The organism is Rhizobium sp. AN68 (assembly GCF_030758035.1).
GTDB lineage: Bacteria > Pseudomonadota > Alphaproteobacteria > Rhizobiales > Rhizobiaceae > Agrobacterium > Agrobacterium tumefaciens.
The window spans coordinates 300,238-312,635 of sequence record NZ_JARWMI010000003.1; the positions used below are offsets into that span (position 1 = coordinate 300,238).

13 protein-coding genes are annotated in these 12,398 nt (G+C 59.9%); 7 read left to right on the forward strand and 6 right to left on the reverse strand.

What is annotated here, in order from left to right:
• The first annotated feature begins 2 nt into the window (after window positions 1-2).
• Complete coding sequence (fmt, locus tag RBH71_RS14490; protein ID WP_003514813.1) at window positions 3-938, forward strand: methionyl-tRNA formyltransferase; 936 nt, start codon at window positions 3-5, stop codon at window positions 936-938.
• A complete protein-coding gene (truA, locus tag RBH71_RS14495) occupies window positions 938-1,738 on the forward strand; it encodes a tRNA pseudouridine(38-40) synthase TruA (RefSeq protein WP_003514816.1) in 801 nt (266 codons plus the stop codon). Before fmt ends, truA begins: the two co-directional genes overlap by 1 nt.
• A gap of 15 nt (window positions 1,739-1,753) precedes the next feature.
• Here truA and RBH71_RS14500 read toward each other — a convergent pair whose 3' ends face one another.
• The 3 genes from RBH71_RS14500 to dapD are packed head-to-tail and all read right to left on the reverse strand — an operon-like array spanning window position 1,754 to window position 4,399.
• On the reverse strand, window positions 1,754-2,350 hold the full coding sequence (locus RBH71_RS14500; RefSeq protein ID WP_003514818.1) for a hypothetical protein: 597 nt from the start codon (window positions 2,348-2,350) through the stop codon (window positions 1,754-1,756).
• Window positions 2,334-3,530 (reverse strand): succinyl-diaminopimelate desuccinylase, encoded by a 1,197-nt coding sequence (gene dapE / locus RBH71_RS14505; RefSeq protein WP_003514819.1) that lies wholly within the window; start codon window positions 3,528-3,530, stop codon window positions 2,334-2,336. The genes RBH71_RS14500 and dapE overlap by 17 nt, the downstream gene beginning before the upstream one ends.
• A gap of 14 nt (window positions 3,531-3,544) precedes the next feature.
• On the reverse strand, window positions 3,545-4,399 hold the full coding sequence (gene dapD / locus RBH71_RS14510) for a 2,3,4,5-tetrahydropyridine-2,6-dicarboxylate N-succinyltransferase (protein WP_003514821.1): 855 nt from the start codon (window positions 4,397-4,399) through the stop codon (window positions 3,545-3,547).
• 144 nt (window positions 4,400-4,543) lie between these two features.
• Here dapD and RBH71_RS14515 point away from each other — a divergent pair, with 144 nt between their 5' ends.
• Window positions 4,544-5,404 carry an LOG family protein gene (locus RBH71_RS14515; RefSeq protein ID WP_034501844.1) on the forward strand — a complete coding sequence of 287 codons (861 nt, stop codon included), beginning with the start codon at window positions 4,544-4,546 and terminating at the stop codon, window positions 5,402-5,404.
• A 166-nt stretch (window positions 5,405-5,570) separates the two neighbouring features.
• Complete coding sequence (locus tag RBH71_RS14520) at window positions 5,571-7,916, forward strand: methyl-accepting chemotaxis protein (protein ID WP_026330650.1); 2,346 nt, start codon at window positions 5,571-5,573, stop codon at window positions 7,914-7,916.
• A gap of 70 nt (window positions 7,917-7,986) precedes the next feature.
• On the opposite strand, the gene RBH71_RS14525 is transcribed toward RBH71_RS14520, so the two are convergent.
• Complete coding sequence (locus RBH71_RS14525) at window positions 7,987-8,931, reverse strand: nucleoside hydrolase (protein WP_003514824.1); 945 nt, start codon at window positions 8,929-8,931, stop codon at window positions 7,987-7,989.
• 212 nt (window positions 8,932-9,143) lie between these two features.
• On the opposite strand from RBH71_RS14525, the gene RBH71_RS14530 reads away from it, so the two are divergent.
• Both RBH71_RS14530 and RBH71_RS14535 read left to right on the forward strand, forming a co-directional pair.
• Entirely contained in the window at window positions 9,144-9,569 is a 426-nt protein-coding gene (locus RBH71_RS14530; protein ID WP_003514826.1) for an Hsp20 family protein, read from the forward strand.
• Between the two features lie 56 nt (window positions 9,570-9,625).
• Window positions 9,626-9,883, forward strand: coding sequence for a DUF1150 family protein (locus RBH71_RS14535; RefSeq protein ID WP_003493591.1), 258 nt, complete (start codon window positions 9,626-9,628; stop codon window positions 9,881-9,883).
• A 43-nt stretch (window positions 9,884-9,926) separates the two neighbouring features.
• On the opposite strand, the gene RBH71_RS14540 is transcribed toward RBH71_RS14535, so the two are convergent.
• Both RBH71_RS14540 and RBH71_RS14545 read right to left on the reverse strand, forming a co-directional pair.
• Complete coding sequence (locus tag RBH71_RS14540; RefSeq protein WP_025592284.1) at window positions 9,927-10,523, reverse strand: EF-hand domain-containing protein; 597 nt, start codon at window positions 10,521-10,523, stop codon at window positions 9,927-9,929.
• A gap of 122 nt (window positions 10,524-10,645) precedes the next feature.
• A complete protein-coding gene (locus RBH71_RS14545; RefSeq protein ID WP_003514831.1) occupies window positions 10,646-11,359 on the reverse strand; it encodes a pyrimidine 5'-nucleotidase in 714 nt (237 codons plus the stop codon).
• Between the two features lie 106 nt (window positions 11,360-11,465).
• On the opposite strand from RBH71_RS14545, the gene RBH71_RS14550 reads away from it, so the two are divergent.
• Entirely contained in the window at window positions 11,466-12,383 is a 918-nt protein-coding gene (locus tag RBH71_RS14550) for a DMT family transporter (RefSeq protein ID WP_035252051.1), read from the forward strand.
• Window positions 12,384-12,398 lie beyond the last annotated feature (15 nt).

Sequence of the window (12,398 nt, forward strand, 5' to 3'; positions counted from 1 at the left end):
ATATGGCTCTTCGCATCATTTTCATGGGCACGCCGGATTTTTCCGTTCCCACGCTGCGTGCATTGGTGGACGCTGGTCACGAGGTCGTTGCCGTTTATACGCAGCCGCCGCGTCCAGGCGGTCGCCGTGGCCTCGATCTGCAGAAATCGCCGGTGCATCAGGCGGCCGAACTGCTGGGTCTGCCCGTGCTGACGCCGGTAAATTTCAAGGCCGAGGAAGACCGGCAGGAATTCAGGGAATTCAACGCCGATGTCGCGGTTGTCGTTGCCTATGGGCTGCTATTGCCCGAGGCTATCCTGAGCGGTACGCGTCTTGGCTGCTATAACGGCCACGCCTCGTTGCTGCCGCGCTGGCGCGGCGCTGCTCCCATTCAGCGAGCGATCATGGCTGGCGATGCCGAGACGGGCATGATGGTCATGAAAATGGAAAAGGGGCTGGATACCGGCCCGGTGGCGCTGACCGCCAAGGTCACGATCGGTGAGAATACCACGGCAGGTGAATTGCACGACAGCCTGATGCTGACAGGCGCGCGGCTGATGCGGCAGGCGATGGACAAGCTGGAAGCAGACGATCTTCCTCTCGTTGCGCAGCCGGAAGAAGGCGTCGTTTATGCCTCGAAAATCGACAAGGGCGAGACCCGGATTAATTTTCCCCGGCCGGCACAGGACGTCCATAACCATATCCGCGGCCTTTCGCCTTTCCCCGGCGCCTGGCTGGAAATGGAAATCGGCGGTAAGGCCGAGCGCGTGAAGGTTCTGGCGTCAGAACTGGCGAGCGGTATGGGCGAAGCGGGCGCTGTGCTCGATGACGCCCTGACCATCGCCTGCGGCAGTGGCGCGGTGCGGCTTACCCGTTTGCAGAAGGCGGGTGGCAAGCCGCTGTCGGCTGCCGATTTCGTTCGTGGCACACCCGTTCCCGCCAGAACGAGGCTCGGCTGATGCCGCGTTTCCGCATGACCGTCGAATATGACGGTACGCCTTACTTCGGCTGGCAGAGACAGGATAACGGCCCTTCAGTTCAGGGCGCGCTTGAAGCTGCCGTCCGGTCGCTGACCGGCGAAACCGTTTCTATTCGCGGCGCTGGCCGCACCGATTCCGGCGTGCATGCCGTGGGACAGGTAGCCCATGTCGATCTTTCCCGCGATTGGGCGCCATATAAGCTTCGCAATGCTCTCAACGCCCATCTGGCCATGGCGAAAGAGGCCGTCTCGGTTGTCGACGTAACGGCGGTGACCGAGGATTTCGACGCGCGCTTCTCCGCGCTTCGCCGCCATTATCTGTACCGCATCATTTGCCGGAAAGCGCGGCTGGCACTCGAGCACAAGCGCGCATGGTGGGTATCGAAAGATCTGGACCACGAACACATGCATGAAGCTGCACAGATGCTCGTCGGCCGGCACGATTTTACCACTTTCCGCTCGGTTCATTGTCAGGCGAGCAGCCCGGTCAGAACGCTCGACCGGCTGGATGTGACGCGCAATGGCGATCTTATCGAGATACGCGCCACCGCGCAGAGCTTTCTCCACAACCAGATACGCTCTTTTGCCGGAACGCTGAAAATGGCCGGTGAAGGCAGCATGACACCGGAAGACGTGCGCGCGGCACTGGAAGCACGGGATCGCAAAGCCTGCGGCCCAGTCGCGCCGCCGGATGGTCTCTATTTCATGCAGGTCGATTATCCCGACGTCATTCCGCCGCGTGTCTATTCAAAGGTCGAGACGGTCGAAGACACGGACTGAAGTCCGTCTCGTTTCTCAGGCCGGATAAACGCCGAGAAAACGCTGCAGTGCCTCGGACAGAAGCATGCCCGGCACCAGCAGGGTCATGACGATCGCCGAGACAAGCAACGACTGGTCGCGGATGAAGAAGCGCACGATCCGCGAAAAGGCGAAGACCAGCGACAGCAGGAGTGCCAGCCAGAGAATGGCGATCAGCCCCTGCAAGGGCGGCAGAAAAAACGCGATCAGGATCAGAACCGCATAGGCATAGGAAAATGGCAGCGACAGCCAGTTCATGGTGGTGACCAGTGCGGTGAATTTTTCCCGTGCGCCAAAGGCGAACAGCAGCATGCCGATCAACAGCAGCGGCACGATCCAGCAGATAGCCTCGACCATCGCAAGGCGGAAAAAGTAGATTAGTCCCGTTCCTGTTCCGGGCGGATAGCTTGCCAGGAACGCAGCGCGCAGCCACAGCCAGGACACCAGCATGGCGGGCAGGCACCAGAGGGCGGAGTAGAAGGACCGCCACATGCCGCGTTCGGACAGATCCAGATAACGCGCGCCGGTATGGTCGCCGAGCAGCAGCAGCCAGAGGCCTTTCAGATAGAGCCTTACTTCACTTGCCGTCGGCATGGGAGAACCAGCGTTCGATGAAGGTCTCGTAGATGTTTGTGAGAGTCTCCAGATCGGCGATTTCCACGCGCTCATCGACCATATGCATGGTCTGCCCGACGAGGCCGAATTCCACGACGGGGCAATAATCCTTGATGAAACGCGCATCCGACGTGCCGCCAGTGGTCGAAAGCTTGGGCTCCTTGCCTGTCACGGCTTCCACGGCGCCGGAAAGCGATGAGATGAGCGCATTGTTCCGGGTCAGGAAAACATGGGCCGGACGGTCCGCCCAGACGATCTCATATTTGACCGGGCTGCGGTCGGGACGAAGTTCTCCCTCGGCAGCGGCGGCATCGAGGCGGCGGATGATTTCCGCCCGCAGGCTCTCCACCGTCCAGCTGTCATTGAAACGGATGTTGAACGACGCCGTCGCCCGCGCCGGAATGACATTTGTGGCGGCATTGCCGGTGTCGATGGTCGTCACTTCCAGATTGGACGGCTGGAAGTCGTCCGTACCGTGATCGAAGGGCGGATGCATCAGCGCGTGGGTCAGTTGCAGCAGCCCGCGAATGGGGTTGTCGGCCAGATGCGGATATGCGGCATGACCCTGCACGCCATGCACGGTGATGCGGCCCGAAATCGATCCCCGGCGGCCGATCTTGATCATGTCGCCCAGCTGGTCGGGGTTGGTCGGTTCACCCACCACGCAGGCATCCCATGCCTCGCCTTTGGCGGCGGCCCATTCCAGCAACTTCGAGGTGCCGTTGATCGAGGGGCCTTCCTCGTCACCGGTGATCAGGAAAGAAACGGAACCTTTCGGTTTTCCGTGTTTCTCGATGTAGCGGGCGATGGCGGCAACGAAACAGGCAATGCCGCCCTTCATGTCCACCGCACCACGGCCGAACATTTCGCCGCCGGCAATTTCAGCGGCAAAGGGTGGATGGCTCCATGCCGCCTCGTCGCCCACCGGAACGACATCGGTATGGCCCGCAAACATCAGGTGCGGACCTTCCGTGCCAAGCCGGGCGTAGAGGTTTTCAACGTCAGGCGTTCCCGCTTCCGTCGCCACCATCTTTTCCACCGCAAAGCCAAGCGGTGAAAGCAGGGTGTCTAGCAGGGATAGCGCGCCACCTTCGGCTGGTGTCACCGAAGGGCAACGGATGAGGGCGGCGAGATTGGCAACGGGATCGGTCGTGGTCATGGTATCAGCTTTTATCAGTCGCGCAGAAGCTCGTTGATGCCGGTCTTGGAGCGGGTCTTTTCATCGACGCGCTTGACGATGACGGCGCAATAAAGGCTTGGGCCCGGCTCGCCGTTCGGGAACGGCTTGCCCGGCATGGTGCCGGCAACGACGACGGAATAGGGTGGCACTTCGCCATAGGTGATCTCGCCGGTGGCGCGATCGACGATCTTGGTCGACTTGCCGATGAAGACGCCCATGCCGAGAACGGCGCCTTCGCGCACGATGCAGCCTTCTACGACTTCCGAACGGGCACCGATGAAGCAATTGTCCTCGATGATGGTTGGGCCGGCCTGAAGCGGCTCCAGAACGCCGCCGATGCCAACGCCGCCGGACAGATGCACGTTCTTGCCGATCTGCGCGCAGGAGCCGACCGTCGCCCAGGTGTCGACCATCGTGCCTTCATCGACATAGGCGCCGAGATTGACGAAGGAAGGCATCAGCACCACGTTCTTGGCCACATAGGCCGAGCGGCGCACGACGGCGTTAGGCACTGCGCGGAAGCCCGCAGCGCGGAACTGGTTTTCACCCCAGTTCTCGAACTTCGACGGCACCTTGTCCCACCAGGTGGATTCACCGGGGCCGCCGGTGACGATTTCCATGTCGTTCAGACGGAAGGAGAGGAGCACGGCCTTTTTCAGCCATTGGTTCACTTTCCAGTTCCCGTCCGCCTGCTTTTCGGCGACGCGGACCTTGCCGCTGTCGAGAAGTTGAAGAGATGTGTTCACCGCGTCGCGAACCTCGCCCTTCGTCGATACGTTCACACCGTCACGGTTGTCGAAGGCTGTTTCGATGGTGGTTTCGAGAGAGGTGAGATCCGGAAGGCTCATGGAAAATTCCTTGAATGTCGCGTGTGTTCTTGGCCACGGATGGTCCCGCGCCGCTGGAAGGCTATGGTCATTTGATCTAAGGGAGTGTTGGAAAGGCGTCAATGTGATTTGGGTGATTTGGCGCACCAGACGAAAGGCTTGGAAATGACACGACTGAAAAACGGCAAATTGCGGCGCAAGGATGGGGTGTGGGACCCGTTGAAGCGTAGCTCTGCGGACAAGCAGCAGGCCGATGTCATTCCCAAAACACCGCAGTCGGATTCCCCATCCTACCGGCTTGCCTACGCGGATATGGATTTTCTCTGCCGCGAGGAGTTGCGCCCCGTCAGGCTTCAACTCGAACTTCTGAAGACGGAAATGGCGCTGACCGAGCGGGGCATCAAGTCCACCGTCGTCATGTTCGGCGGCGCGCGCATTCCCGAGCCCGGCGGCGAGGCTTGGGCGGCCCGCAACGAGACGCAGAAACGCAATCTGGAGCAATCCTCGGTTTATTACGAGGAGGCGCGCAAGTTCGCCCGGCTCTGCACCGACTACGGCGCGAAATCGGACCATCTGGAATATGTCGTGGTCACCGGCGGTGGTCCCGGCGTCATGGAAGCAGGCAATCGCGGCGCAGCCGATGTCGGAGGCCCGTCCATCGGCCTCAACATCGTTCTGCCGCATGAGCAGGCGCCCAACCCCTATGTCACGCCGGAGCTGAGCTTCAACTTCCACTATTTCGCCATCCGCAAGATGCATTTCCTGATGCGGGCCAAGGCCGTGGTGATCTTCCCCGGCGGTTTCGGCACGCTCGATGAACTCTTCGAGACGCTGACGCTGATCCAGACGAAGCGCATGGCGCCCATCCCGCTCATTCTCTTCGGAGAGAAATTCTGGCGCTCCGTCGTCAATTTCGAATTCCTCGCGGATTTCGGAACCATTGCGCCCGAAGATATGGAGCTGCTACATTTCGCCGAAACGGCCGACGATGCATGGAACATCGTATCCGCCTATTACGAGCACTGATTTCGGCTCGATGCGACGGGGGAATTTTAGGGGTTAATTAGCAAAGATATTCTAATTTCCCCTCGTCGCGTTGCAGCGCACTGCCCCCAGCGGGCGGGCCTCCATGACGGAGATTTCTCATCCGTTGACGCCAGCCTTTTCGGCCGGCGATTTGATCGAGGCCAAAATGTTCAATTTCAAAGTGAAGTCGCTTGCGACCAAGCTGATCCTTGTAACCGGCTGTGCAATCACCACGGTCCTTGTCGCATCGAATTCCTTCCTCATTTCCCAGACCAGCGACCGTGTCCATTCGCTGACCATGGATCAGGCGAACACCGAGGCACGCGCCATCGCCAACGTCATCGCCGCAGATGTCGGTGAACTCGGCAGTGCTGCCCGCTCCATGGCCGGTATCATCGGCCGTGCGCACCAGGCGAAATCGATGGACCGCCCCGGCATCGTCAACATCCTCAAGGCCAATGTCGAGCAGAATGCTTTCGCTTTCGGAAGCTGGTTCTGTGAGCAGCTGGGCCTTTTCGACGGACAGACCACCGAGATCGCCAACAGGCTCGATCTCGGCACCAATGCAACGGGTGCATTTGCCCCCTACTGGTCGAAGACCCAGAAAGGCGACATCCAGTTTTCGACCTTCAAGAACGACTATGCGGCGGAGTGGTATTCGCTGGCTGCCAAATCCGGCAAGGGCGCCATTACCCAGCCCTATCTGGCCGAAGGCACGGAAGTGCCCACCACAATGACCTCGCTTGCCTATCCCGTCATGTCTGATGGTAAGATGATTGGTGTGGCGGGGGTCGATATCTCTCTGGCAGCTCTGTCGCAGAAGCTGCAGGCTCTGCATCCTTTCGAAACCGGCCGTGTGACACTCATTTCGCAGGGCGGCCAATGGCTGGTACCGCCGACGCCCGAGCAGAACATGAAGGCCTATGACGGAGAGGGTGCAAGCACCGTTCAGGCGGCGATCACATCCGGCAAGCAGGGCCTGATCGAAAATCTCGGCCTTGATACAGACGCGCCCTATAACCGCCTTGTCTATCCGTTTGCGGTTCCGGGCCTCAATGCCACCTGGGTGGTTCTGGTGGATATCCCGCATCAGGCGTTGAACGCGCCAGTGCAGGAGCAGACTTATCTGATGATCCTCGGGGCGATCGTCATTCTTGCGGCGGTTATTGCCGCGCTTTATTTCTCCGTCCGCTATTTCGTCCGCAATCCGCTCGCCTCCCTGGTCTCCGATGTGAAAACACTGAGCGACGGTCGTTACGATGTGCCGGTTTCCGGACAGGATCGCAGGGATGAGACGGGCGCGGTGGCAACGGCTCTGGAAGGCTTCCGTGCGAAGCTTGCCGGTATCCGCGAAATGGAAGCGGATGCCGCCGTGCAGCGTGGCAATGCGGAAACGGAGCGCCAAAGGTCCGAATCCGAGCGCAATGAGAACAGCCGGATGCAGCAACACATCGTGAGCGTACTCGGCGCGGGTCTCAATGCGCTCTCGCAGGGCAATCTGACCTATCGTATCGAGGACCAGTTCCCCGGTGAATATGCAAAGCTGCGCAACGACTTCAACTCGGCGCTCGCCAGCCTCGAGGAAACCGTTTCCACCGTCAACGGAACCGTTGCCAGCATCGGCAACGGCACGGGCGAGATCACCCGCGCTGCGAGCGATCTCTCCCACCGCACGGAACAGCAGGCTGCAAGCCTGGAAGAAACCGCTGCCGCCCTCAACCAGCTGACTGCGCAGGTCAATTCCAGTGCGGAAAACGCAGCGCAGGCGGCGACAGCTGTCAGCAATGCCTGCGATGACGCCGGCAAGTCGGGCGAGGTCGTGCAGCAGGCCGTCAGTTCCATGGAAGGCATCGCTCAATCCTCGGCGGAAATCTCCCGCATCATCGGGGTAATCGACGAAATCGCTTTCCAGACCAACCTTCTGGCGCTGAATGCCGGTGTGGAAGCTGCCCGTGCGGGCGAGGCTGGCAAGGGTTTTGCCGTCGTCGCGCAGGAAGTACGTGAACTGGCGCAACGTTCCGCGACGGCTGCGAAGGAGATCAAAGGTCTGATCAACACCTCCGCAAGGCAGGTGGGCGAGGGCGTCCAGCTGGTCGGCAAGGCCGGCGAGACGATGAGAAAGATTGCCGATCAGGTTCTGCAGATCAACCAGCTGATACGGCAGATTTCGGCCTCCGCCAGCGAGCAGGCGGTCGGTCTCAAGGAAATCAATTCCGCCGTCACCCAGATGGATCAGGTCACCCAGCAGAATGCGGCCATGGTGGAAGAAACAACGGCGGCAAGCGTGACGCTGAACAGCGAGGCGGAAACGTTGAAATCGCTCGTTGCCGGCTTCTCCGTATCCGGCGGTCATTCCAGCCAGTCGAGCCAGCAATTGCGCGCCACCGCGGCGGCAATGCGTGCGCCTGTCGCCCCGTCACAGGCATCGGGCCGCTCGGCTGCGACCCAACGTTCGCGCCCAAGAACCAGCGGCGCAAACGCGCTGGCACAGGACGACTGGACCGAGTTCTGAGAATATCCCGTGGTTCCAAATGAAAGGGCCGCTGGTCATGCCAGCGGCCCTTTTCATGTCTGCGTTCCCATCAGAGGCGGGCGAAACGTTCCGTCAGCAATTCGAAAAAGCCGTCCGCATCCACATTTCGCATCACGCGGGCGTTGACCGGGCGCTCGGTCACCCGCCACCAATCCACCACCGTCATGCCCATGGTCAGTTCGGAATTGACCTCGATTTCGACATTGCAATCGCGGCCCTGAAACAGCTCGGGCTTGAGGAGATAGGCGATGACGCTTGGATCGTGCAGGGGGCCGCCGTCCGAACCGTATTTCTCGATGTCGAAACGCTCGAAGAATTCCAGCATTTCCGCCATGGCGATTGCCGGGCGTGTGCCTATATCGCGAATGCGGCTGACACGCGCCTTGGTGGTCAGCAACTGGTGGGTTACGTCAAGCGGCATCACGACGATGGGCACGCCGGAACGGAAGACGATATCGGCAGCCTGCGGATCGACATAGATGTTGAATTCCGCAGCCGGTGTGATGTTGCCGCCTTCAAAGAAGCCACCACCCATCATCACCAGTTCCTTGACGCGGCGTGCAATCTCGGGGGCCTTCTGCAAAGCCAGCGCCACATTGGTCAGCGCGCCGAGCGTGCAGAGCGTCACGGTGCCCGCAGGCTCCCGCAGCAGCGTTTCGATGATGAAATCGACGGCGTGCTGCTTTTGTGCCTCCATCGTCGGCTCGTCGAGAACCGGGCCATCAAGGCCGGTGCTGCCGTGAACATGCTCGGCAGTGATGGGCTTTCGCACCAGTGGCCGCTCGGCACCCTCATAGACGGGAATATCGGTGCGGTCGCACAATTCGCAGATGATGCGGATGTTGCGGCTGGTCAGTTTCAGCGGAACATTGCCGGCGACGGCGCACAGACCGAGAATCTCAATTTCTTCCGGGCTTGCGAAAGCCAGCATGATCGCTGCCGCGTCGTCCTGACCTGGATCCGTGTCTATGATGATTTTTCTGCGTTCTGCCATGTCTTGCCCGCCGTTGAGATAAGGCGCTTTTTTCGAGCGGAGGACGCTCACTTGTCAAGTCTCATTCCTCGGCGTGCCCGCCTTTGCCTTGTGGCCCCGCCTTGCGCATCGTGGTTTTGCTTCCCATATTGCGTAGAGCCGGTAAGATTGACCGGCAGGGTTGCCGGAAGCGGGACCGCGAAACGTCGCTTGGTTGCAAGGACAGAGACGATATGAGCCGCATGACGCCATTCACCCACCCGCTCTTGCTGGGTTTTGATGCCATGGAAAAAACGCTGGAGCGTATGGCGAAGGCCAATGATGGCTATCCTCCATACAACATCGAGCGCCTGCCCGGCACTGAAGACGTGCCGGAACGCCTGCGTATCACGATTGCAGTCGCCGGTTTTTCGCAGGACGATTTGGATGTGACGACGGCCGACAACCAGCTCGTCATTCGCGGTCGCCAGCAGGAGCAGGAAAAGCGGGATTTTCTCTACCGGGGTATCGCTGCCCGGCAATTCCAGCGGGTCTTCGTGCTTGCAGACGGCATGCAGGTGAGGGACGCGCGCCTGCGCAATGGCCTTCTTGCCATCGATCTGGTGAAGCCCGAAATTTCAAACGTGGTAAAGAAAATTAATATTTCCGTCTCAGAGTAGAACGTGAACGCCGGAATCCGACACGAATCGCTCGGCGTGAAGAAGGAGGCTGAAATATGCTTTTAAAAGAAGCGCATGCGCGTCTCACCCGGTCCCAGCTCGCTCATATCGGCGAGGGAGAAGTGGGCTATATCCGTAAAATCCGTGCGGAAGACGTAAGCCGCTGTTTCCCGGAAGCGCCTGATCTCGATCCGCAACTCGATCTCTGGGCCCTGTTTGGCGCGGATGGCACGCCGATCCTCCTGACAGACAATCGTTCCAGCACGTTTTTCAAGGCTGCCGAAGACGATTTGAAAACCGTCAGCCTGCATTGAAAGGAAAAAAGCCCGCCGATTGAGCGGGCTTTTTCTTATGTGATTAAAGGAACGGGCGGTCTGGCATATCATCGATAGAGATGACGCCGTCCTTGTTCCTGTCCAGCCGTTCGAACATTTTTTCGCCGGCTGCGGTGAATTCGGCCTTGCTGACCTGGCCGTTTTCATCGGTGTCGGCCATGCGCATCATCGCGAACGCCCCACCCTTGCCGCCATGCTTGCCCCAGCCCTGACGACCGCCATGTTCGCGTTCGGCGCGCTTGCCTTCAGGTCCCTTGCCTTCGCCCGCTTTGGCGTCAGCAGCCTCTGGGCGCGGATGAGCCGCACGGAACGCCTCCATTTTGGCCTGGCGGTATTCACGCATTTCCTTTGGCGTGATCGAACCGTCCTTGTCCTTGTCGATCTCGGCAAAAAGTGCGTCCTGACGTGCGGCGAACTCTTCCTTGGTAATCTTGCCGTCCTTGTTGGTGTCCGCCACCTTCAGCAGCTGAACGAACGCCAGTTCCGGGCGGAACGGCATGCGTTCGCCGTGGCCTTTGCCGTGCGCTGGCGGGGCCGCAAAGCTGGCTGTAGCGGCCGAGCCGAGCAAGAGGGCTGCGCCAAGAGCAGAGAGTGCGATCTTTCGTGTAGACATCGTCATTACCTTCCGTTGGTGTCCCTGAGGAGGAAGATAGTGGCGCAGGTGGCAGTTCACTACTTAAACATCCGTAAGGTGCATGAAGCTTCGGTAATGTCGTCTGCGCTCGATTTCGATGTTACCTGTCAGCGGGCGATCGTTTTGATCAGGAAACCGGTCAGATCGTCAGTGATGTAGTCGATATGCTCATCCGTCGCGGCGGGGATCTCCCAGCGCTCCATGATGACGCCTTCGAGGTTCGAAGGAACGAGCAGCACGGTCTTCATGCCAAGTGCCTTGGGTGCCGCGAGATTGCGCGGCAGGTCCTCGAACATGGCGGCTTTTCTGGTGTCGAGCTTCGCAAGTGCGGCAAACTTCTCATAGGTCGCACTGGCCGGCTTTGGCAGATAGTCTGCGGCGACGATATCGAAAATATCCTCGAACTGGTCGAGAATGCCGAGCGCGCCCGCCGCTGCCTGTGCATGCTTGACGCTGCCATTGGTGAGGATGAACTTGCGGCCCGGCAACGCCTTGATTGCCTCGCCGAGCTCCGGATGCGGGCTGAGCGCGGAATAGTCGATGGCATGCGCGCGCTCCAGAAACTCGTCCGGGCTGATGCCGTAGTGGATCATCAGGCCCTGAAGCGTGGTGCCATGTTCGTGGTAATAGCGCTTCTGAAGCGCGCGAGCCTCGTCGGGCTCGAGCTTTAAAAGCTCCGCAACATAGGCCGTCATGTTACGGTCGATCTGGGAAAACAGATTGACGTGATGCGGATAGAGCGTGTTGTCGAGGTCGAAGACCCATTCGCTGACGTGGGCGAAATCGGCGGCATCGGGCAGGTTTTTCGGCTTTGTGTCCATGGGCAGCTTTATGCCCGTTTCGAATGCCGAAGAAAATCGAAAAGACGACGACAGACGGGAAAATCGGGCTTGGCTGCGGCCTCCAGCGCATGATACCGCCAAGATCATGGAACTCTGGATAGGCATAACCTTCGCAAGCGCGTTCTTGCAGAACCTGCGCTCGACCCTGCAAAAGCACCTGAAGGGCATGATGGGCACCACGGGCGCAACTTTCGTGCGCTTCGTTTTTGGAATGCCCTTCGCTCTTGCCTATCTCGGTTTTCTGCATGGTGTACTTGGCCGGCCGCTGCCGGTGCCGAACATGTCATTCGCCGTCTGGGCGATGGTCGGGGCCATGGCGCAGATCGCCGCCACTTTCCTGTTGGTGCACCTGTTTTCCTTCCGCAACTTCGCGGTTGGCACGGCCTATTCCCGAACTGAGCCGGCGCAGGCGGCATTGTTTGCGCTGATTTTCGTTGGCGAAAGCGTCAATGGCGGCACTCTTGCGGCCATCGCTATTTCGGTGGCCGGCGTCATGCTGATTTCGGTTGCACGCACGGAAGTGACCCCTGCCTCCATTCTCACCTCCATCTTCAGCCGGACGGCGGGCATCGGCCTCGCCTCGGGGGCTTTTTTCGGCCTGTCGTCTGTCGCTTACCGTTCGGCCTCGCTGGCGCTAGCACCCAGCCTGCCGGCACCGGATGCGGTGATGCAGGCCGGCTTTACCCTCGTCGTTGTCATCGTGACGCAGACCTTGGCGATGTTCTTGTGGATCGTATGGCGGGAGAGGGACGAATTGCGGCGGATCGCGAAGGCGTGGAAACCGTCGCTTGCGGTCGGTTTCGTGGGGGCCACGGCGTCATTCGGCTGGTTCACGGCGATGACGTTACAACAGGCGGCCGTGGTCAAGGCGCTGGCGCAGGTGGAGATGCTCTTCGCCTTCGCCTCGACCGTGCTCTTCTTCAAGGAAAAGATCAACCGGCTGGAACTTTCGGGCTGCCTGCTGATCGTTCTGGGCGTGCTGTCGCTTCTGATATTCGGCTGAAAGTGTTGTCGTGGC